The organism is Nostocoides sp. (genome assembly GCF_037045025.1).
In the GTDB taxonomy this organism is placed as follows: Bacteria; Actinomycetota; Actinomycetes; order Actinomycetales; family Dermatophilaceae; genus Nostocoides_A.
In genome coordinates, this window is the sequence record NZ_JBAOHM010000007.1 from 798021 (window position 1) to 817797 (window position 19777).

General features: G+C 68.2%; 19 protein-coding genes and 1 pseudogene. 5 read left to right on the forward strand and 15 right to left on the reverse strand.

Translation table 11 applies throughout. The features are described from left to right. Window positions 1-11 precede the first annotated feature (11 nt). The 5 genes from V9G19_RS08400 (at window position 12) to V9G19_RS08420 (ending at window position 5725) form a co-directional block, all read left to right on the forward strand. Complete coding sequence (locus V9G19_RS08400) at window positions 12-1841, forward strand: thiamine pyrophosphate-binding protein (RefSeq protein WP_462285004.1); 1830 nt, start codon at window positions 12-14, stop codon at window positions 1839-1841. Continuing rightward, entirely contained in the window at window positions 1841-2689 is an 849-nt protein-coding gene (locus V9G19_RS08405; RefSeq protein WP_462285005.1) for a sugar phosphate isomerase/epimerase family protein, read from the forward strand. The genes V9G19_RS08400 and V9G19_RS08405 overlap by 1 nt, the downstream gene beginning before the upstream one ends. A 144-nt stretch (window positions 2690-2833) precedes the next feature. After that, the gene (locus V9G19_RS08410; RefSeq protein WP_462285006.1) at window positions 2834-4237 is read left to right on the forward strand and encodes an MFS transporter; all 1404 of its coding nucleotides are present in this window, start codon (window positions 2834-2836) and stop codon (window positions 4235-4237) included. 56 nt (window positions 4238-4293) lie between these two features. Then, window positions 4294-4473: a hypothetical protein gene (locus V9G19_RS08415; RefSeq protein WP_462285007.1), complete on the forward strand. Its 180-nt coding sequence runs from the start codon at window positions 4294-4296 to the stop codon at window positions 4471-4473. A 70-nt stretch (window positions 4474-4543) separates the two neighbouring features. Next, the gene (locus tag V9G19_RS08420; protein ID WP_462285008.1) at window positions 4544-5725 is read left to right on the forward strand and encodes an acyl-CoA dehydrogenase family protein; all 1182 of its coding nucleotides are present in this window, start codon (window positions 4544-4546) and stop codon (window positions 5723-5725) included. 426 nt (window positions 5726-6151) lie between these two features. Here V9G19_RS08420 and V9G19_RS08425 read toward each other — a convergent pair whose 3' ends face one another. The 15 genes and pseudogenes from V9G19_RS08425 to V9G19_RS08495 all read right to left on the reverse strand — a co-directional run bounded on the left by V9G19_RS08425 (window position 6152) and on the right by V9G19_RS08495 (window position 19690). Further along, on the reverse strand, window positions 6152-7258 hold the full coding sequence (locus V9G19_RS08425) for an IS110 family RNA-guided transposase (RefSeq protein ID WP_462285009.1): 1107 nt from the start codon (window positions 7256-7258) through the stop codon (window positions 6152-6154). Window positions 7259-7599: 341 nt separating this feature from the next. After that, on the reverse strand, window positions 7600-8433 hold the full coding sequence (locus tag V9G19_RS08430; protein WP_462285010.1) for a shikimate dehydrogenase: 834 nt from the start codon (window positions 8431-8433) through the stop codon (window positions 7600-7602). A gap of 19 nt (window positions 8434-8452) precedes the next feature. After that, window positions 8453-9598 (reverse strand): endolytic transglycosylase MltG, encoded by a 1146-nt coding sequence (mltG, locus tag V9G19_RS08435; protein ID WP_462285011.1) that lies wholly within the window; start codon window positions 9596-9598, stop codon window positions 8453-8455. After that, on the reverse strand, window positions 9595-10128 hold the full coding sequence (ruvX, locus tag V9G19_RS08440) for a Holliday junction resolvase RuvX (RefSeq protein WP_462285012.1): 534 nt from the start codon (window positions 10126-10128) through the stop codon (window positions 9595-9597). Before ruvX ends, mltG begins: the two co-directional genes overlap by 4 nt. Before the next feature lie 17 nt (window positions 10129-10145). After that, entirely contained in the window at window positions 10146-12842 is a 2697-nt protein-coding gene (gene alaS / locus V9G19_RS08445; RefSeq protein WP_462285013.1) for an alanine--tRNA ligase, read from the reverse strand. A gap of 99 nt (window positions 12843-12941) precedes the next feature. Next, window positions 12942-13949: a TolB family protein gene (locus tag V9G19_RS08450; protein WP_462285014.1), complete on the reverse strand. Its 1008-nt coding sequence runs from the start codon at window positions 13947-13949 to the stop codon at window positions 12942-12944. 103 nt (window positions 13950-14052) lie between these two features. Further along, a complete protein-coding gene (locus V9G19_RS08455) occupies window positions 14053-14472 on the reverse strand; it encodes a VOC family protein (protein WP_462285015.1) in 420 nt (139 codons plus the stop codon). Beyond that, entirely contained in the window at window positions 14472-15290 is an 819-nt protein-coding gene (locus tag V9G19_RS08460; protein WP_462285016.1) for a L,D-transpeptidase family protein, read from the reverse strand. The genes V9G19_RS08455 and V9G19_RS08460 overlap by 1 nt, the downstream gene beginning before the upstream one ends. Before the next feature lie 69 nt (window positions 15291-15359). Beyond that, complete coding sequence (locus V9G19_RS08465; protein ID WP_462285017.1) at window positions 15360-15992, reverse strand: 4Fe-4S dicluster domain-containing protein; 633 nt, start codon at window positions 15990-15992, stop codon at window positions 15360-15362. 44 nt (window positions 15993-16036) lie between these two features. Continuing rightward, window positions 16037-16830, reverse strand: a pseudogene (locus tag V9G19_RS08470) (TorD/DmsD family molecular chaperone). Further along, complete coding sequence (locus V9G19_RS08475; RefSeq protein ID WP_462285018.1) at window positions 16761-17669, reverse strand: dimethyl sulfoxide reductase anchor subunit family protein; 909 nt, start codon at window positions 17667-17669, stop codon at window positions 16761-16763. Before V9G19_RS08475 ends, V9G19_RS08470 begins: the two are co-directional and overlap by 70 nt. Before the next feature lies 1 nt (window position 17670). Then, on the reverse strand, window positions 17671-18090 hold the full coding sequence (locus V9G19_RS08480) for a 4Fe-4S dicluster domain-containing protein (RefSeq protein ID WP_462285019.1): 420 nt from the start codon (window positions 18088-18090) through the stop codon (window positions 17671-17673). 203 nt (window positions 18091-18293) lie between these two features. After that, window positions 18294-18614: a molybdopterin dinucleotide binding domain-containing protein gene (locus V9G19_RS08485; RefSeq protein WP_462285020.1), complete on the reverse strand. Its 321-nt coding sequence runs from the start codon at window positions 18612-18614 to the stop codon at window positions 18294-18296. Continuing rightward, window positions 18611-19024, reverse strand: a complete 414-nt coding sequence (locus V9G19_RS08490) for a hypothetical protein (protein ID WP_462285021.1) — start codon at window positions 19022-19024, stop codon at window positions 18611-18613. The genes V9G19_RS08485 and V9G19_RS08490 overlap by 4 nt, the downstream gene beginning before the upstream one ends. Before the next feature lie 162 nt (window positions 19025-19186). Beyond that, a complete protein-coding gene (locus V9G19_RS08495; RefSeq protein WP_462285022.1) occupies window positions 19187-19690 on the reverse strand; it encodes a hypothetical protein in 504 nt (167 codons plus the stop codon). Between the last annotated feature and the right edge of the window lie 87 nt (window positions 19691-19777).

Here is a 19777-nt window from a genome sequence, read left to right on the forward strand (position 1 = left end):
GAGATATAGACATGGCCCAGGACCTCATCAGCAACCAGCTTGTCAGCTACCTCGAACACCGTGGCGTGCGGCACATCTTCGGCCTGTGCGGGCACACCAATATTGCCGTCCTCGCGGCGCTGTCCACGAGCGAGCAGATCGAGTTCGTCAACACCCGCCACGAGCAACTCGCCTCGCACATGGCCGACGGCTACGCTCGCGCGACCGGCAAGGCGGCGGTGGTCCTCTCGCACCTGTCCCCCGGGCTGACCAACGCGGCCACCGGGGTGGCCAACGCGGCCTTGGATTCGATCCCCATGGTCGTCATCGCCGGCGATGTCCCGTCGCACTACTTCGGCAAGGGACCCCACCAAGAGGTCAACCTGCACGCCGACGCCGACCAGTGGGAGATCTACCGCCCGTTCTGCAAGCGGGTCTGGCGGGTGGACAGCGCCCACCTCTTCCCCGAGATCATCGAGAAGGCGTTCGTTCTCGCCGAGTCCGGGCGTCCGGGCCCGGTCCTGATCGATGTCCCGATGGACATCTTCTCCAAGGAGATCGACGTCGCCCTCTGGGACCGGGTCAAGCTCAACAACCCAACCCTGGCCAAGCCGAGCCTGGACGAGGCCACCGCGGAGACGATCGTGCGCAATCTGCTCGACGCGACCGACCCGCTGCTCTATGTGGGCGGCGGCGTCGTCCTCGCCAACGCGACCAGCGAACTTGCCGAGTTCGTCGACCACCTCCAGCTCCCGGTGGCCCACACCCTGATGGGCAAGGGCGTCGTCGCCGACGACAACCCGATGGTGCTCGGCATGACCGGCTTTTGGGGAACGAAGTTCATCAACGACATGACTCTCGGTGCCGACTGGATCCTCGGCCTGGGGACCCGCTTCTCCGAAGCCGACTGCTCCTCCTGGGAGGAGGAATACACCTTCAAGATCGGCGACGGCGGCTCGAAGCTGATGCAGATCGACATCGACCCGCAGGAGATCGGCCGCAACTACCCCGTGCAGGTCGGCGCCGTCGCTGACCTGAAGCCGGCCCTTCGGCTTCTCGTCCAAGTGGCCAAGCGGCTTGCCCCGCAAGGCGTTCAGCGGCCCGAGCTGGTCGAGCGGATTCGCTCGGAGCGCGAGGCGTTCAAACAGAGCAATGCCGCCGCCGTCGCCTCGGACGACTTCCCCATGCGGCCCGAGCGGATCCTCGCCGAGGTCCGCGAGGTGCTGCCCCGCGACGGCTACATCACGACCGACGTCGGCTGGAACAAGAACGGCATGGCCCAGCAGTTCGACATCTACACCCCGGGCCACGTCTTCACGCCGGGCGGCTTCGCCACCATGGGCTTCGGCTCACCGGCAGCCGTCGGGGTCAAGATCGCCCACCCCGACAAGCTGGTCATCTCCCTGGTCGGGGACGGCGGCTTCGGGCAGAACCCCGCGGTTCTCTACACCGCGCGCGAGAAGAACGTCGCGGCCATCTGGGTGGTGATGAACAACAACGCGTTCGGCACGATCGCCGGGCTGGAGTTGGCACACTACGACACCACCTACGGCACCGTCTTCGAGAACGCCGACGGGCCGGTGGTGACTGACTTCGCCGCGATCGCCACGGCATACGGCGTCAAGGGAATCCGTGTCGATCACGCCGCGGACTTCAAGCCCGCGCTTCAGGAGGCCATTGCCGCCGGCGTGCCCACCGTCATCGACGTGCGCATGGTCAATGTCCCGACCCCGACCGCGGGGCACTGGAACATCATGGACATCTACTCGCCCGGTAAGAAGGTCCATCACGTCAGCACCGACCAGGCCGCGGCCGCCACGCCGGCGGACCCAGCCACGGGGGACGAGAGTGGTGCCCCCTGATGCCCGACGAGGCCGCCTCGGGGGCCACGGCCCTCGGCTACTCGCTGGGCCATCTGACCCTGCTCGACGAGCCACCCCCCGAACTCGTCCGGATCGCCGCGGAGGCTGGCTATGACTACGTCAGCATCCGCTCGATCTATATGGGGCTGCCCGGGGAGCACAAATACGACCTCGCCGGCTATCGCTCGATGCGCGAGGACACTCGCCAGGCGTTGGCGGACAACGGGATCCGGTTGCACGACATCGAGCTCGCGCGCGTGTGCCTGGAGCGGGAGCCGAGCACGTATGCCGAGTCCTTCGAGGTGGCCGCCGAGCTCGGCGCACGAGCAGTGCTGTCCAGCATCTGGATGCCCGACCGTGACCTCTACCTGCGCCGGTTTGAGGAGGTCTGCCGTCTGGCGGACCGGGCCGGGTTGTTTGTCGGCCTGGAGTATGTCCCGATCGCCGCGGTCAACACCCTCCCCCTCGCCGTGGATGTCTTGCGCACCGTGGCCGCGCCTAATGCCGGGCTGATGCTCGACATGTACCACGCGAACTGGGCGCACACCGACCCGTTGGCGCTGGATGAGCTGCCGCGCGAGTGGTTCCGCTTCACCCAGATCTGCGGGGCCACGACGGTGATCCCGGACGATATCGAAGAGGTGCGCCACGAACTGCGCGAGGACCGGCTGCTGGTCAGCGAGGGCGATGTCGACATCCGCACCCTGCTCGACCGGCTGCCGCCCATGGTCTACAGCATCGAGCTTCCCAATCTGGACCGGACCCGCGCCATGGGACCGATCGCCTACGCACGCCGTTGCCTCGAAGACGCCAAGTCCTTCCTGGCCGCTCCAAAGGTCCCGTCCTAACCGGCAACCCCGGACCCGGACCGATCTGCGCTCCCTGGTCGCCACCACCTGACGACCAGCCGACACGGGGCCGCAGCGGAGACCCCGCTGGGCGCTGAACGACCCATGTGACGGCCACAGTGGCCGAACAGCGAAAGGACGATGATGTCCGACACCGAAACCCATTCGGGGCAGTCGACCAAGGCCGCGGCAAGCGGTTGGATCGGCAGTGCCCTGGAGTACTACGACTTCTTCATCTATGCCCAAGCGGCGGCCCTGATCTTCCCGACGATCATGTTCGACAAGAACGATCCCAAGATGGGCATCATCGGGGCCCTCGGCACCTACGTCGTGGGCTATGTCGCCCGCCCCATCGGGGCGTTCTATCTCGGTCAGTGGGGTGACAAGCACGGCCGCAAGAACGTCCTGGTCTTGTGCATGCTCCTCATGGGGTCCGCCACGATGCTCGTGGCCATCCTCCCCACCTACCAGCAGGTGGGCATCTGGGCGCCGGCTGCGCTCATGGCCCTGCGGCTCGTCCAGGGCTTCGCCGTCGCCGGTGAGATCTCGGGCGCCAGTTCGATGATCCTCGAGCACGCACCATACGGTCGTCGAGGATTCTTGGGCAGCTTCACCCTCCAAGGCACCCAATTCGGCCAGATCCTCGCCGCCGCCGTCTTCTTGCCGCTCGCCCACTTCCTCTCCGACGACGCCTTCCACAGCTGGGGCTGGCGCGTGCCCTTCGCGCTGAGCTCTCTGGTCGTGGTGGCCGGTTATCTGATCCGCCGCCGGGTGGACGAGACCCCCGCCTTCGAGGAAGAGGCCGAAGAGGGAGCGATTGTCGAGTCACCCATCGCCGTCGCCTTCCGCGAGAACGGGCGCACGATCTTGCTCGTGTTCTGCATGGCGCTGACCAATATCGTCGCGGTCACCACGGCGATCTTCGGTGCCACGTATGCGACGAACAAGGACTATGGAGTGGGCTTCCATGCCGACGTCTACCTGTGGATCCCGCTGGCCGGCAACCTCATCGCCGTTCTCGTGATCCCCTACGTCGGCAACTTGTCGGACCGGATCGGGCGGCGACCGTGCATCATGGTCGGCGCGCTGGCGTCCGGCGCGATGTCCTTCGCCTACCTGTGGGCGGTAAGCAACCGCAACCTCGTCCTCGCGGTGGTGTTCTCGCTGATCATGTGGGGCGCCGTCTACCAGGGCTACAACGCGGTCTTCCCGGCGTTCTACCCCGAGCAGTTCCCGACCAAGACCCGGGTCACCGGCATGGCCGTTGCCCAAAACCTCGGCACGGTCGCCTCCTCGGCCATGAGCATCGTCTTTGCCGCGATCGTTCCCCCCGGCACCTCGCACCGGACGATCATTCTCGTGGTCGGTGGCCTGACGTTCCTCCTGACGGTCATCGCGGCAATCGGGGCCTATCTCTCCCCCGAAACCTACCGGATGAGCCGCGACGACCTCGGTGACCCCAACGCCCAGCCCATCCCCAAGGACGAATACGACCGGCTTCGAGCAGAGTCGCTCGCTGCGGCCAAAGCGGCCGGGTCACGGCTATAGGTCACCAGCTGGGTCGGCACCCCGGCTCGACGAACTCGACAAAGAAGGAGGCGCTCGTGCGCACCACGGGCAACCCGATCATCGGCGTCGCCGTCTCGGCGGTGCTCCTGCTCACCGGCCTTTACGTGCGGACCCAGCCGGGTGGCACGGCAGCCTTCATGGGGACGGCGTTCATCGTCGTCGGGGTGCTGGGCATCATCGGGAACCTCCTGGTGTGGCGCGCGAGCCGTCGTTGACTCGAGAGCACGGCCGTCCGCACGCAGCACGGCATACGCCCGCACCGTCGAAGTGAAAGGAATGAGGTCAATGGTTGACTTTCGGCTGAGCAGTGAACAGAAGATGCTCGTCGAAACAGTCCGCAAGTTCGTCTACCAGGAGCTGTTGCCGCTTGAGGACGGCATCGAGGAGACCGGTGGGCTCGCACCCGAGCTGGCCCGGCAGATCTTCGAGAAGTCACGCGACCTCGGCTTCTACGCCACCAATATCCCCGAGGAGTATGGCGGCGGCGGTCTGAGCGCCGTCGAGACCATGCTGGTGGAGGAGCAGTTCGGACACGCCAAGGACATCCTGATCCGGCGGGCGTTCGGCAATGTCTACGAGTCGCTGCTCGCCGGCACGCAGGAGCAGAAGCAGCGCTGGCTCGTGCCGGCGACCGCCGGTGAACGGACCTGCTCGATCGCCATCACCGAGCCGGGCGCGGGATCCGATGCCGCCGGCATCTCCACCCACGCCGAACGCGACGGAGACGACTGGATCCTCAACGGCTACAAGTATTTCGTCAGCGATGGCGTGTACTCCGACTTCTTCCTCGTCTCGGCCGTGACCAGCCCGCAGAACCGCCCGCGGCACATCTCGATGTTCATCGTCGACAAGGACCAACCGGGGGTCACGGTCGGCGCCGACACCACGATGATGGGACTGACCGGGTCGACGCACGTCGAGTTGTTCTTCGACAACGTCCGTCTCGCGCCGGACACCCTTCTCGGCGGCGAGGGCCAAGGCCTACGGCTCGCCCTGACGACGCTCGGGCGGGTCCGCCTGGCCCAGGTCGGTGCCCGCGCGATCGGCAAGGCCTGCCGGTTGTTGACCCTGGCCAACGACTACGCCCAGCAGCGCGAGCAGTTCGGCCAGCCGATCGGCAACTTCCAGATGATCCAGGCGATGCTGGCCGACAGCGCCATCGAGATCAACCGCTCCCGGCTGCTCCTGTGGCGGGCCGCCGCGGCGATCGATGACGGCGACGAGACCGGCTGGCGCAACCTCATCTCGATGGTCAAGGTCGATGCCGCCGAGACGCTGGGGCGGGTCGCCGATCGAACCGTGCAAGTCTTCGGTGGGATCGGCTACACCCACGGCTTTGTCGTTGAGCGGCTCTATCGCGACGCCCGCATCTACCGGATCTTCGACGGCACCTCCGAGATCCACCGCACCGTCGTCGCCGGCGGGCTGCGCCGCACCGGAGCCCCCGTCTACGACATCGGCGCCTAGCGCAGCCGACCCGGTCACTCCCCACGGACTCAACGAACCGGCTCGACGAACCTCTGCTAGCAGCAGTTAGTCAACCTCCCACCACGTTGCAACCTAGTGGGAGGTCGACTAAGCCCTGCTGATATGTAGGGCCCGTTTGTCAAGTGGCAGGGTGAAGCGGGGTCCTCTCTGGCCGGAGGGGACCCCGCTTCGTCGTTCATCGGAAAGTGGTGGCCGGGAGACAGCGTGTCAATCGACGCGCGGTCAGTCTGATATACGCGGGTTGGTTACCGCAGGGCCCTGGTTTCGGCTGGAGAGTCTCGGCTGGTCTAGGGTCGAGCGTCGCCCCGGCAAGGCTCGGGGTTACTCATAGCAGGTTCGCTGGTTCTCTCCTCGCGCTGCTGCCCGGACACCAGGGGTGTTCCGTGAACGAGGCGTGGTGTGCGGTTAGGTGTCCATGGTGGCCAAAGACCAGCACCAGCCGGCCAGTTCGCGGGCGATGGCGGTGTTGGCGACGGTGTGCCGTTTCTTGTGTGCGGTCATCCGCTGCCAGGACCGGTGCAGCCGCCGGTTGCCGGCGTCACCGCGTTCAGCGGCCACGGCCGGTGCCAGCGCCCACCGTTGCTGCATGGTTTTCCCGGGGGTGTAGGCCTTCTTGTGGTGCCAGGCGGCCTCGATCAGCAGCCGCCGGGCGTGGCTGTTGCCGGTCTTGGTGATCCCTCCTTGGACCCGGCTGGCGCCGGAGGACGACTCGGACGGCACCAGCCCGAGGTAGGAGCCGATCGAGGACCCGGTCAACTGGTGCCAGTCCCCGATCTCCACCGCTAACGCGAACCCCGTCAGTGTCGAGATCCCCCGCAGGCACCCCAACCGTCGGGTGATCGCGGTGTACTCGCTGTCCGCGGCCAACGCCAGGATCTGCTCATCGAGCCGGTCGCGGCGGGCCAGGAGCTGGGTGACCGCGGTGTAGCCATCATCGAACGCGGCCCGTGTCCCCACGCCGTCAGCCCCCAGCTCGTGCGTGCCGATCCGGCGCAGCCACCGGTCATGGCCACCGGTCCAGGCCTTGCCCTGCAGGTAGACATAGCCGTGCCGCAGCAACAACTTCGACAGCTGGTGGCGGGCGCTCATCAACGCCGCCCGGACATCCTCGCGGGCCCGGACCAGATCCCGGGCCGATTCCTGCGCCGGCGTCGGGATGGTCACCGCGACGATGTCGTCATTGCGGGCCAACCGCGCCAACAACATCGCATCCCGCCGGTCGGTCTTAACCCGCTCCCCGCTCGGACGCAACAACTTCGACGGAGCCGCCACCTGCGTGCGGTGACCAGCGGCTAGCAACCCCCGCGCCAGGCCATACCCGGTCGGGCCCGCCTCATAGGTCACCAGCACCGGACCATGCTGCCGCGTCAGATCCGTGACGAACCCGACCACATCCACGGTCCGCGGCCAGACCACCCGCTCGATCACCTCACCGGTCCTCGTGTCGATCGCGGCCGCCCGCACCGACCGGGCGTGGACATCCAACCCAAGACTTGTACGCTCGGTAAACACCGGAGCCTCCTATCCATCGGCCACCAGCCAGCCCTTCTGGCCAGGTGATCCCCGAGTTGTGGCATACGCGAGGCTCCGGCCACAACCCCCACAAGATCATCCACTCACCGGACCCGGGCCAAACCTGCCAACGCGCCAGAGGAGTCAACGTGGAACACGCGCAGCGCAGCGAGCATGAACGACGTTGACACCGACAAGCGATGGCAGACAATCACCCGCGCCGGCGAATGGAACCTTGCCGAGACCGAACACCCGGAACACTCGCCAACCCCCATAGGGGTCTAGCAGAAGTTCCTCGACCGAGCGACGGGGACCCCGTCCCGTGCTTGCCGGACGTCTAGCTAGGACGCCGCGGCCAACATCACGCGCCAGTTCGGCCGCAGGCCGGTCATCAGCTCCACCTGCTCAACGGCCTGGAACACGAGCATGTCCAGGCCGTTGACGACGTCGGCGCCGCGCTCGGCGGCGGCGCGCGCCAGCGGGGTCGGCCAGTCGGCATAGACCACGTCGAGCAGGCGCAACCCACTCAGGTCCGCCTCGTCGTATGCGGCGAGCGCCGCCACCGCGGCGAGTGCGCCGTCCTCGGGCAACGTGGAGACGGCGAGCGTGGCGGGCACGGCCGTCCAGTCTCCCAAATCGCTCACCGTCAACTCCACATCGAGCTTGTCGGCGAGTTCACCGACGGACTCGCGTGCCTTGTCCCGGTTGCGCGCACAGACGGTCACGGCATGGCAGCCGAGTTCGCGCAGGGCGATCACGGCGGAGCGCGCGGTCGCGCCGGCACCGATGACCAGGCCGGGTAGGTCCGCGCGGCCCAGGCTCACCCCCGTTCGGTGGCCGTCGGGTGAGAGGGCGCGGATGACCCCGAGGATGTCGGTGTTGTCCGCCGACCATCCGGTCTTGGTTCGCACCAGGGTGTTGATCGCGCCCGCGAGTTCGGCGCGGTGGGAGACCTGCTCGGCGACGGTGAAGCCCATCTCCTTCAGCGGCATCGTCAGCGAAAACCCCGCCACATCCGGACCGCAGTCAGCCATGAACTTCGCGAAGCCCGCTTCGTCGACCTCGGCGGCGGCATACGACCAATCCCGCAGCCCGAGCGAGCGATAAGCCGCGGTGTGGAGCACGGGCGAGAGCGAGTGCGAGATCGGCGATCCGAGGACAAAGGCGCGTGGCATGGCGGAGCAGTCCTTTTGGTCAGCACTTCGCCTTTGGGTTGTCCTTGCACCATTGCTGGAACTGCAGCGAGTTCCGCTCGTGCTCGGCATAGGTGACGGCGAACTTCGTCTCGCCGGTGTCGGGGTTGACCGTCACGAAATAGAACCAGGGACCGTCGGCGGGATGGACGACGGCGTCGATGGAATCCTGGCCGGGATTGGAGATCGGTCCGGGAGGCAGTCCCTTGTGCAGTTTGGTGTTGTAGGGGTTGGACTCGTCGTTTCGCTCCTCCTCGGTCGGGGCGACCGCGCGACGCTTGGCGCCATAGGAGACCGTCGCATCGGAATCCAGCTTGCCGACCGTCCCGGCGCTCGGTTGCTCAAGCCGGTTGATGAACACGCGGGCGACCTTGCGGCGGTCGTTGCTCGAGCCGGCCTCGGACTCGACGATCGAGGCGAGAATCATCGTCCGCTCCCACTCCGACTGCGGGATCTTCTCCGCCGACATGACCTCGACCGCTTTGGTGACCATCACCTTGAGCTGGTCGGCGGCGGTGGACTTCTTGGGGAACTCATAGGTCGACGGGAACAGCCAACCCTCGACATTGCCCTTGGCGGCGGCGGGCAGCCCGAGGGCCTTGGTGTTCTTGGCGGCCCGCTCGTAGTCCTTGACCGGGACGCCGGTCGCCTTGGACAGGCGTGCGTAGATGTCGCTGGCCCACAATCCCTCCGGGATCGTCACCCGCGGGGCGGTGCGGTGGGCCGGGTTGGCCAGCCACTCCAGGGCGTCCTTGGCGGCCATCTCCTTCTTGAGGGTGTAGGTGCCGGGTTGGATCGCCTTGGCCAGGTCGGGCGCTCGGCCGGCCGCGTCGACGAAGGCCTGACTGGTCTTGATCACCCCGGCATTGGCCAGCGTCGCTGCGATTTCCGCCCCCGACTGGCCCTCAGCCACTTCCACATCGGTTGTGCTGCTCCCGGGGCCCGGATAGTCACTGGTCGCGACGAACTTGTCGATCGCCGGTCCGATGAAGTGATAGGCCGCGAACCCGCCGCCGACGAGCACCGTAAGAGCGACGACGAGAGCGGCGAAGGACTGCATCGTCCGCTTCGGTTGAGGTGGGGAGGCACCATCACCCGCGGGTCGCTGGTCGGAGCCGAAGATCTCCTCCTCCAGGTGCTGCGTCATTGCTTCGTGCCCTTCCGTCGTCGTGCCTTGCGCCGCACGGTCAACGCCGGCTGGCCGGGTGCGGTTCCGGTTAAGCGTTCGGCCTCTAGGGCATTCTGCAGGATGATTACTGCCGCGGCCTGATCAACGACACGCCGATGGCGGCGACCCGCCACGCCGCTCTCGTGCAGTGCCCGGTGCGCATCGACCGTCGTTAGCCGCTCATCGACTAGGCGGACGGGCACCGGCGAGCACGCTCGGGCCAGCGTCAGCGCGTAATCGCGGGCGCCGGCGGCGGCGGCTCCTTCGCTCCCGTCGAGCGAACGCGGCAGGCCCACAATGATCTCGATCACGTCCCGCTCCGACGCTACGCGGGCAATCTCGGCGATGTCGGCAGGCGGACCATCCGTGATCCCCGACCGCCCGGGCTCGCCGGCGTCGGTTGCGACCGGCTGACGAGACAACGTGGCGACCGGATAGGCGAGCACGCTGTCCGCGTCACACGCGGCCAGCCCGACTCGCGCCGTCCCGACGTCGACACCGAGGCGCACGCCCGGCCGGAACGAGCTCAGCTGCCCACCCCCGCGACCGCCGCCTCGACCGCCGCCAGCGCATCGGGGATCTTGGTCGCGTCCTGGCCGCCGCCCTGGGCGATGTCGTCCTTGCCGCCGCCCCCGCCACCGAGCGCCTGCGCGCCGGCGCGCACCAGAGCGCCCGCCTTGATGCCCCGGCTGCGGGCCGCCTCGTTGGTCGCGACGACGATCGCCGGCTTGCCGCCGCCGTCGGCCGCGATCGCGACGACGACCGGCCGGTCGGTGCCGAGCTTGCCGCGTGTATCGAGCACCATCGTCCGGGCATCGTCGCCGCTGGCGCCGGCGGCGTGATGGCCGACGAAGGTGACCCCGCCGAGGTCGCGGGCCAGGTCGGTCAGCGACCCCGCCGCCGCGCGCAGCGCCTCGCCGCGCATCCGCTCGATCTCGCGCTCGGAGTCCTTGATCTTGGTCAGCATCGCGGCGATCCGCTCGGGCAGCTCGTCGGGGCGTGCCTTGATCATCTCGGTCAGCTGCCCGACGATCGCGTGCTCGCGGGCGAGGAAGGCATGCGCGTCGGTGCCGACGAGCGCCTCGACACGGCGCACCCCCGAGCCGATCGAGGACTCCCCGAGCAGGGTGACCGTGCCAAGCTGGGTGGTGCGCTCTGCGTGCGTGCCGCCGCACAGCTCGCGCGCCCAATCCCCAACGGAGACAACGCGAACCGCGTCGCCATACTTCTCACCGAAGAGCGCCATCGCGCCCGCGTCGCGCGCCTGCGCCTGGGTCATCACCTCGGCGTGGACGGCGAGATCGTCCAAGAGCACCGCGTTGACCCGCGCCTCGACGTCGCGCAGCACCGAGACCGGGACCGCCTGGCTGGCGTTGAAGTCGAACCGGAACCGCCCGGGCGCATTCTCCGAGCCGGCCTGGGTCGCCGTCTCGCCGAGGGCCTCGCGAATCGCCTTGTGCACCATGTGGGTCGCCGTGTGTGCGCGCGAGATCGCCTTCCGGCGGCCGATGTCGACAAAGGCCTCGGCGAGCTCGCCGGTGATCACCTCGCCCTCGAGGACGGTGCCCTTGTGGACGACCAGGCCGCCGATCGGCTTCTGGACGTCGCGGACCTCGACGACCGCCCCGTTCTGCAGCACGATCCGCCCGCCGTCGGCGAGTTGCCCGCCCCCCTCGGCATAGAACGGGGTCCGGTCCAAGACCAGCTCGACGTCCTGGCCGGCGCTCGCCGAGCCGACCACCTTGCCGTCGCGCAGCAGCCCGCTCACCCGGCCCTCGCTGGTCACCTCCGCATAGCCGGTGAACTCCACCTCGTGCCCGAGCTCGTCCGCCACGGTTCGGTATGCCGTCGCGTCGCCGTGCCCGTGGCGCTTGGCCAACGCGTCGGCCTTGGCCCGCTGGCGCTGCTCGGTCATCAGCCGGGTGAACCCGTCGCGGTCGACGTCGAGCCCCTGCTCGGCCGCCATCTCCAGGGTCAGGTCGATCGGGAAGCCGTAGGTGTCGTGGAGCGCGAACGCGTCGGCGCCGGACAGGGTCGCCGCGCCCGCGTTCTTGGTTCGCGCGACCGCGGTGTCGAGGATCGTCGTGCCGGCGGTGAGGGTGCGGCGGAAGGCCTCCTCCTCGGCATACGCGATCTGGGAGATCCGGGCGAACCCGGTCTCCAGCTCGGGATAGGACAGCTTCATCTTCTCCATCGAGACCGGCAGCAGCTCGGGGAGGCAGGGATCGGCATACCCGAGCAGGCGCATCGAGCGCACCGCCCGCCGCAGCATCCGGCGCAGCACATAGCCGCGGCCCTCGTTGCCGGGAGTGACCCCGTCGCCGATGAGCATCAGGCAGGTGCGCACATGGTCGGCGACCACGCGCAGGCGGACGTCGTCGGGGTGGGAGTGGGCGGCGTCGTGACCGGAGTGGACGGCATACGCCTTGCCGGTCATCGCGGCAGCCTTGTCCAGGACCGGGCGGACCTCGTCGATCTCGTAGAGGTTGTCGACGCCTTGCAGGATGCTGGCGATCCGCTCCAGCCCCATCCCGGTGTCAATATTCTTCTTGGGCAGGCTGCCCGCGATGACGAAGTCCTCCTTGGACCGGACCGCGGACAACTCGTCCTGCATGAAGACGAGGTTCCAGAACTCCATGAACCGGTCCTCATCGACCGCGGGGCCGCCCTCGGGACCGTACTCGGGGCCGCGGTCGAAGTAGATCTCACTGCACGGACCGCCCGGGCCGGGAACGCCCATGTGCCAGTAGTTGTCGGCCTTGCCCCGCTTGACGATCCGCTCGATCGGGATTCCGGTCAGCTCCAGCCACAACGCGATCGCCTCGTCGTCGTCGACATAAACCGTCGCCCACAGCCGATCGCCGTCGATGCCGAAGCCGCCGGACTCGACCGAGGAGGTGACCAGTTCCCACGCGAGTTCGATGGCGCCGGCCTTGAAGTAGTCGCCGAAGGAGAAGTTGCCGTTCATCTGGAAGAAGGTGCCGTGCCGGGAAGTCTTGCCGACCTCCTCGATGTCCTGGGTGCGCACGCACTTCTGCACGCTCGTCGCCCGCGGAGCCGGCGGGGTCTCCTGGCCGAGGAAGTAGGGCTTGAAGGGAACCATTCCGGCATTGACGAACAGCAGGTTGGGGTCGTCGTGGACCAGCGGGGCCGAGGGCACCACGAGGTGGCCGTTGCGCTCGAAGAAGGACAGCCAGCGGCGGCGGATCTCAGCGGTTTCCATGACGGCGCAACACTCAACTCTCGCTCGGGTCATAAGCAGCGGTCAGTTTATGCGAGCCCACCGACCGCTCACACGCGGATTCCCGTCACCTGAACGGGATCAGCCGGCGGCGCGCCACCCGCGCGGGATCACGGAATAGCTGCTCGACCCGGTGAGCAGCTTGTGCTTGCCGCTACCGTCGGCGTTCACCACATACACGTGGTACGGCGCGGTGTGGTCGCCGCTCGCGTTGTAGCGCACCAGCAACCTCTTTCCGTCGGGCGACCAGACCGGGTCGCTCGCCAACGCGGTCTCGGGGGTCACCTCCGACTCGGGCCCGCCCAAGACCGGTGTGCGGACGACCTGCTCCGCCGAGTTCAAGTAGTCGCCGGTGTAGACGGTGGCGACCTGGGTGCCCGTCGGGTTGAATTCGGGCTGGATGGATTCGGCGGGTCCAGGGAAGCTCACCGACGCCCCGGTCAACGAGATCACCTCGACGGCGGTGAAACTGTGCCCCTCCTCGGGACTGAAGGTGTTGTGGATGGCCAACTTGCCTCCCGCGGGGGACCAGTCGGGTCGCCCGTAGAAGCTAGCCCAGCAGGCGCCGCTGTGGCAGGTCCAGGTATTGGCGCGCACCAGCCGGTAGGTGGCGCCTGGCCGGGCGTTCATCACCGCCACGCCGCTGCGGTCGTAGGTATGCGCTGGCTCGTCGCGTTCGAAGGCGAGTTGCGTGCCATCGGGCGACCAGCTCGGGTTGGTTTCGGAGACGGTGGGCGTGGCGGTCAGCCGCACGACCTGGGTGCCATTGGCCTTCATGACATAGAGGTCGCCCTTCTTGTGGAAGGCGATCTTGGTGCCGTCGTTGGAATAGGCGGCATCGCCGACCCCGCCGCCCGAGGTCAGCTTCGCCAGGCCGGAACCGTCGGCGCTCATCGTGAAGAGATTGCCGTTGATCGTCAACAGGATCGTGCCGCCGCTGGCCGGAGCGTCAGCCGCTACCGGGGCCGGGGCTGCTGCGGCGGCGCCGGAAAGCGTCGCGATGGAGGTGATCGCCAGGAGCGCCACGGCCCGGGTGGCACCCCCGCCGGTGGTGCGCTTGCCGATGCTGGACGTCGTCGATCGCCGCATGATGTCCCTCTGCCTTTTCGTGGTGAGTGCCCGGGTGAGTCGCCGGACACCAGCAAAGGAGCGCACCTGCGCAGCGCAGATGCAGGCGGCGAGGATTTGTCCGCTATTTGTCCACGAAGATGCAGAACGGGTGGCCGGCGGGATCGGCGAAGACGACCAGCGGCTCCTCGTCGTCGTCGCTCCGGTCGAGCAGTTCGACACCGCCCAGCTCGCGCACCCGAGCCCGCGCCGCAGCAAGGGAATCCACGTCTGGCACAGTGGTGTCCAGGTGCAGCTGTTGGGGGATCTGGGCGTCGGGCCAGGTGGGGCGCGGGTTGGTCCTGACGGCTTGGAAGGCCAGCCCGAAACCGGGGCCGCGCAGCACCAGCCAGTCTTGGCCGAGCGGATCCGGCTCACCGGCTGGCGGCTGCTCGTCCCCGGGCCGGTAGGCCAATTCGGGGAAGAGTGCGCGATAGAACTCGGCCACGTCGCGCGGCTGCTCGCAGTCGAGCACGACCTGCCGGATCCTGGGGGCGGTCACCATCAGGCGGGCGTGCCGGTGATGAAGAGCGGGGTGTAGTTCGGGATGTGCCAGTACATCCAGTCGGCGTCATTGACCACCAACCGCACGCAGCCATGGCTGGCCGGATAGGCCGGCACGCTCATAGAGCCGTGCACGAAAATGTCGCCGACGACCTGGCGCGGGTTGTACATATTCCCGTAGGGGCTGACCGAGGCGAAGAAGCCCTCGGTGTGGTTGCGGCAGCCCTCGGGGTAGAGCGTGCTGCAATACCACCCCTTCAGCGTGCTCCCGAGGGAGTAGTGCCCATTGGGCGTGCGGTGTCCACTGACACCGGTCGAGGTCGGGAACACCCGCCGGTAGTGGTTGTCCTCGACATAGAAGATCGTCTGGCAGGTCTGCTGCGCGACCAGGTAGGTGTGCTTGCCGAGGTAGTCCGCGGCCGGGATGTCGCGCAGATAGCGGTACTTCCGGTCATACGAGACCAGGGTGTTCAGGGTCTTGGTATCGAGGGGGTCGCGGCTGGTGCCGATCCCGGCGATCCGCCGGAAGGCGCACACGCCGCGGGCCGTCTCGGGACCCCAATAGCCATCCACCGCGCCGGTCGGTATGCCGAAGCCGGAGAGGATCTCCTGGGCCTGCTTGACCTTGGGGTCGGCGCTGGCGGCGCGCCGGTTGTCAAAGCCCGCCGGCGGCGGGGAGGTCTCCGGTCCGACCGCGGCCTCCAGCTGCCTGCCGGGGCGGTCCCCGGACGCTGCGGACGCGCTCGTCGACGTCACGAACCCCGAAACCATCATGACCGCTGCAGACACCGACGCGCCCACCTTGGTGATCCCACGCATCCCCATCGTCTCCTTCGCTACACGCGGCGGCCGCGGCCCCGTCACCAGTGCAGACGCGCCACGAGCCAGTCAGGTTGCGTCGGTTCCCGCCTCCCGCGATAGCGCGCGGCGCCGGACCGCGTCGGCGGCCGGCGGCAGCTGTGAGCCGAAGGGGTGGGCGATGCGGAAGGCACACACCGCGCAATGCCGGCCGGCCGCGGCCGGGAATCGCGCCCCGCAGCGGGCGCACACGGCGGTCTCCACCGCGATGAGAGGGTATGCCGCATCCGCGCCCAGTTGGTCACTCCAGCGCAGCTGCCGGTCGACCACAAGCACGCCCTCGGGGCAGGCCGCCAGGCAGGCCCGGCAGCCGGAGCAGCGGGCCGGATGCTCCCGGAGGCGGGCCACCTCCCCCGTCACCGGCATCTCCAGCGCGGACTCGGGACAGGTGCGCACGCACGTTAGGCAGGCGGTGCAGCCGGCGGAGGGTGACCCGCCGGGGCCGGAGTGTGGCAGGACCCGCAACCGGATGCCGGGTGCCGGCCCCTCCGCGAGGTTCACCGGCACCGCGGGCAACAGCCGACGCAAAGCGGCAATCAACCGTGCGTGGTCGGTGGGGGTCGGAGTGGGCGGCCGTGGGTCGAACTCACGCCCGGCTGGGGGCGCGCCCAGCAGCGCACGCCGGTCGACCGGAAGCCGGGTCGCGTCGACAACGCGCGGCATCCGGGCCCGGTCTTGTCTCTAATCGGCGCCGGAGCCGTGCTCGCTCACGTTGCCGCGGGCCAGATCCGGCCGGCCTCGTCGAGCAGCCCGAGGCCGAGGTGGGCCACGCCCCGATAGAAGTCGGTGCGGGCATGGTCGATAACCAGCGCGAACAGTGCCGGCGCCCAGCGGGCCACGTGCTCATCCAGGAAAACGCCGGCCGCTTCCGCATAGGCGGCGGCATCCGCGGCGGACCCGGCGTCATGGGCCTCCAAAGACCAGCCAAGTAGCGTCGCGACGAACTCCAGCTCCAGGCCGATGTGGTCGTCGGTTCCTTACCCTCGCGCGGGGCGCTGATGCCGTAGTGGTGGTACCACTCCCGCACCCGCAGCGTGTGCTCGTCGAACAGCAGGCCCTCCGCTGAGCGGTGCACGGACTCGTAGGGCGGGGCAAGCAGTGAGCCCGGCCCGGTGAGCAACCGCCGGTGGTCACTCGCGATGTCGGCCGGCCCCTCCTCCTGGCGAGCGCGGCGGAGCGCGGCCAGCCCGGTCGAGGTGTGACCGCGCCCGGGCAAGGGCCAGCCGGCGAGCACCTCGGGTTCGAGCGCCGCTGAGAGAACCTTCGCCTCCGGGGGTGCGAGCAACCAGCGTGACAGGGTGGTTGCCGCGGCAGCCACCGCGTCCAGATCCCCGGCGTGCACCTCGTGCGTCGCCGTCGGCTCGGTCACGGGCCCGCAGCCGAGCTGCTCCAGCGGCACGAAGACCCGTGGCCGCGGCCCGGGAAGCTGGGTCACATCCCGATCCGGATCATCTGCTCGTAGAACTGGGCCCGGCCGAGAAACTCCGCGGCCAGGACGCACACGAACGCGACCGTGACGAGCGCCGCGACCGGTCGCTCGGTGGCCTCGGGTTTGCTGGCGAGCCGGAAGAGGAAGAGCGAAACCACGCCGGCGCCAAGGACCAGCAGGATGATCCGCACGACGTTGAGCCCACCGGAGAAGGCGTGCGCGCTCTCGATCCCGACCTGCCCGGCATTCATCAGGTTGGTCAGGTGCATCGGCTGCATGACGAACTGGGCGCCCAGCAGCACGACCCCGGCGACGGCGATCCACCGCAGCGCGGACAAGATCAGCTCCCCATCGGCGGGCGAGGCCTGCGCCGGGCCGAGCTTCTCACCGACGGCACCCCCGTGACGTCGCAGCATGATCGTCGTCATAAACGCCGCGCCGATCGCGAAGGCGCCCAGCCAGGTGTTCCACGCAGGCACGGTCGTGAGCGAGTAGTAGACCATGCTCATGCACCAGACCAGCACGACGCCGAGCACCGCGGCGACGAGGGCGACGGCCTGCCGGAAGCCGGGCGAGCCCCACGACCGCAGCTGGCAGGCGGCATACACAAAACCGGCTGCGGCAAAGGCCATCCCGGCGACGATCTCGCGGCTGAGCCACGAGGAATCGACGTGCCGGAGGACGTTCATCACGTTGAACACATCGTGTATGTGGAACATTGAGGCGATCAGCCCGAGCACGAGCGTGCCCCCGATGGCGTATGCCCCGGGGTCGCTGACCTCGTCCAGCACCGCTGTCGAGTAGCCGCGTAGGCGACCGACGACGTTGACGATGCCGAGGACGACGAAGGCGCCGACGGACATCTGCGCCAACACGGTGAAGGCGATCATCGGGAGTTCGCCGGCGTTCATCTCAGATCTCCGCGGGGTTGGCGACGGCGCCGGTGCCCGAGCCGCTCGGCTGGGCGTTGCGGTGCGGTTTGAGGACGAGGTTGGGTTTGGTGATCGCCGGGTCGGGCAACGGCTCGACGGTGGCGCCGTCGCCGAAGGTCTTCTTGAGGTCATCGACCTCGCCCCACACCAGCGCTCGTGACGGGCAGGCCGAGACGCACGCCGGCTCCTGCCCCTGCTGGCGGTAGTCGTAGCACCCGTCGCACTTGCTCATGTGCCCGGTCGCCGCGTTGAACTGCGGCGCCGAATAGGGGCACGCCCACTCGCAGTAGCGACAGCCGACGCACTTGTCCGCGTTGACATAGACCGTGCCGTCGTCGCGTCGCGACATCGCGGTCGTGGGGCACACCTGCATACAGATCGCGTCTCGCAGTGGTTGCACGAGATCGAGGTGTAGTAGGAAAAGACATTGGGGGTCACCACATCCCCGTCGCGGCTCCAAGTGCCGCCGGTGTATTCGACAACCCGCCGCCAGGTGACGCCAATCGGCAGGTCGTGCTTGTCCTTGCAGGCGATCTGGCAGGCCTTGCACCCATTGCAGGCGCTCTGGTCGAAGGCGAATCCGAGCATGACGTCTCCTTCGGGTCAGACCGGCCGGCCGGTGCGCGGAGTGGGGGCGCCGGCACCGTCGACGGCGGCAACCTTCTCGGCCTGCGCCAGCACGGTGTGCTGCGCGTTGCCCTTGGCTAGGGGCGTCGGGTGCAAGCTGGTGAGGATAGTGACGGCTCCGCCGTTGTCGGTGCCGTCGGCGCCGCGCTCGATCCACGCGCCCTGGGGAACGGACACGACGCCCGGCATGATCCGCGGGGTGACCATGACCGGGACGCTGATCGCGCCGCGGTCGTTCCAGAATTTGACCCGGTCCTCGTTCTCGATCCCGCGCTCCTGCGCGTCGATCGGGTTCATCCACGCCTTCTGGGGGTGCGCCCCTTGAAGTGGTGCCCGATGATCTGCAGTGGGTACTTCGCGTCGCTCTTGGCCGCCGCGGCGCCTTCCCAGGTGTCGACGTGCTCAGGCAGGGGCGTGATCTTGTCGCCCGGCACATCTCCCGTGAACGTCCACTCCTTGGCGAGCTTCCACAGCTCGGAGCTGAAGATCTCGATCTTACCCGAGGGCGTGTCGAGCGGGTTCTTCTCCGGGTCATCGCGGAAGTCCTTGAGCGCGACGGTGAGCCCGTCGGGACTGGTGTAACGATGAACGCCCTTCTCCCGCAAGGCGTCGAAGTCGGGGAAGTCCGGGTTCTCCTTGACCGTCTCGGCCTGCATCCACCGGGCCCACTCCTCCAGGGTGCGGCCCTCGGTGAATTCCTTCTCCACGCCAAGGCGTTTGGCGATCTCGACACATTTCGTATGCCGGCCGGGAGTCGAACAGCGGCTCGATCGCCTTCTCCCCCATGATCAGACCCGGATCCGCGAGTAGTGGTGGGGTGATCGGCGTGTGATGTGACGAAGGTGCTTGTCCTACTGGGAGAATCGGGGTTACGAAGCCTTCGATCGTCCAGCGAGGAGAAGCACCTTGTCGATGAAGAGAGTACGTGGTCGTGGCCGGGTGCGGAAGCGGGTGCGGATCGGCGCGCCGGATCCGTCGTTGACCGGGATCTCGGGGGTGGCAGCGCTCGCGGAGTTCATCGAGAAGCTGGATCTGGTCGGGCGCCTGGACCGGGGATCGGTGCGATCAAGGAGCGGGAGCGGGGCGCGACGGGCGGGCAGGTGCTGGTGTCGCTGGCGCAGTGCCAGTTGCTCGGCGGGGATGTGCTGGCCGCGTTGGACCGGCAGCGCCAGGATGTGGCCGGGTCCGCGTTGTCGGCGGTGCCGGTGTTGGCCTCGAGCACGGCGGCGGGGTTGGCCCGCCGGTTCGGGCCGGCGCAGCTGGCCGGCCTGGAGAGTGCGGTCGCGGACCTGACCGGTCATGCGGTCGGGTTGTTGCCGGGCGTTCCGCCGGGCGGTGCTGGCGGCGGCGGTGACGGTGGACTTGGATTCCACCGATGTGGAGGTGTACGGGCCGACGAAGCAGGGCGTGGCCTACAACTATCACGGTCAGCGCGCGGGCCGTCCGCATCTGGGGACCGA

Coding starts and splice junctions, on each gene's coding strand:
- V9G19_RS08405 (WP_462285005.1), top strand. CDS start 1,841: ATGCCCGACGAGGCCGCCTCGGGGGCCACGGCCCTCGGCTACTCGCTG.
- mltG (WP_462285011.1), bottom strand. CDS start 9,598: ATGACGCAGCACCTGGAGGAGGAGATCTTCGGCTCCGACCAGCGACCC.
- V9G19_RS08485 (WP_462285020.1), bottom strand. CDS start 18,614: ATGAACCCGATCGACGCGCAGGAGCGCGGGATCGAGAACGAGGACCGG.
- V9G19_RS08455 (WP_462285015.1), bottom strand. CDS start 14,472: ATGGTGACCGCCCCCAGGATCCGGCAGGTCGTGCTCGACTGCGAGCAG.
- alaS (WP_462285013.1), bottom strand. CDS start 12,842: ATGGAAACCGCTGAGATCCGCCGCCGCTGGCTGTCCTTCTTCGAGCGC.
- V9G19_RS08410 (WP_462285006.1), top strand. CDS start 2,834: ATGTCCGACACCGAAACCCATTCGGGGCAGTCGACCAAGGCCGCGGCA.
- V9G19_RS08400 (WP_462285004.1), top strand. CDS start 12: ATGGCCCAGGACCTCATCAGCAACCAGCTTGTCAGCTACCTCGAACAC.
- V9G19_RS08460 (WP_462285016.1), bottom strand. CDS start 15,290: ATGCGTGGGATCACCAAGGTGGGCGCGTCGGTGTCTGCAGCGGTCATG.
- V9G19_RS08450 (WP_462285014.1), bottom strand. CDS start 13,949: ATGCGGCGATCGACGACGTCCAGCATCGGCAAGCGCACCACCGGCGGG.
- V9G19_RS08465 (WP_462285017.1), bottom strand. CDS start 15,992: ATGCCGCGCGTTGTCGACGCGACCCGGCTTCCGGTCGACCGGCGTGCG.
- V9G19_RS08475 (WP_462285018.1), bottom strand. CDS start 17,669: ATGAACGCCGGCGAACTCCCGATGATCGCCTTCACCGTGTTGGCGCAG.
- V9G19_RS08430 (WP_462285010.1), bottom strand. CDS start 8,433: ATGCCACGCGCCTTTGTCCTCGGATCGCCGATCTCGCACTCGCTCTCG.
- V9G19_RS08420 (WP_462285008.1), top strand. CDS start 4,544: ATGGTTGACTTTCGGCTGAGCAGTGAACAGAAGATGCTCGTCGAAACA.